This window comes from Streptomyces recifensis (genome assembly GCF_002154615.1).
GTDB classification, from domain to species: Bacteria; Actinomycetota; Actinomycetes; order Streptomycetales; family Streptomycetaceae; genus Streptomyces; species Streptomyces griseoluteus.
The window spans coordinates 1-723 of the sequence record NZ_MUNH01000739.1; the positions used below are offsets into that span (position 1 = coordinate 1).

A 723-nucleotide genomic window follows, 5' to 3' on the forward strand; every position below is an offset into this window, starting at 1 on the left:
TGCCACCGAGCAGGTCCTTGAAGGACGACTTGTGCTCGGACTTCATCGCGTGCTCGATCTCGTTGACCCGCGCGTCGAGGTCGACACCGTTGCCCTCGACCTCGGACAGGACCTGGCGGGCGCGCTCACGCTTGCCGACGGAGATCAGGAAGCGCGGGGACTCGGGGATCGCGAAGGAGAGCAGGCCGTAGAGGACGGCCGGGACCACCATGACGCCCAGCATGACCTGCCAGACCTCGAGGCCCATCAGCTTGCCGCGCTGGTCGCCGCCGGCGGCGTTCAGCAGGCCCCAGTTGACGAGCTGCGAGACGGCGATGCCGATGACGATCGCGGCCTGCTGGAAGGAGCCGAGGCGCCCGCGGTAAGCCGGCGGGGCGACCTCGGCGATGTAGGCCGGGCCGATGACCGAGGCCATACCGATGGCGAAACCGCCGATGATGCGCCAGAAGGCAAGGTCCCACAGCGCGAACGGAAGGGCGGAGCCCACCGCGCTGATGGTGAAGAGGACGGCGGCGATCTGCATGCAGCGGATTCGACCGATACGGTCGGCTATGCGGCCGGCGGTGGCCGCACCGATGGCACAGCCGATCAGCGCGATGGCGATGACCTGGGCGAGGGCGGCGGAGCCCACGTCGTAACGGTCCCGGATGGCCTCGACGGCGCCGTTGATCACGGAGCTGTCGTAGCCGAACAGGAAACCACCCATCGCGGCCGCGGCCGCGA

Annotated in this window: 1 protein-coding gene; it reads right to left on the reverse strand. The window is 69.2% G+C overall.

Annotated features, from left to right (window positions below):
• On the reverse strand, positions 1 to 723 hold a 723-nt coding region (locus CCN33_RS29080), incomplete at both ends, for an MFS transporter (protein WP_244173972.1).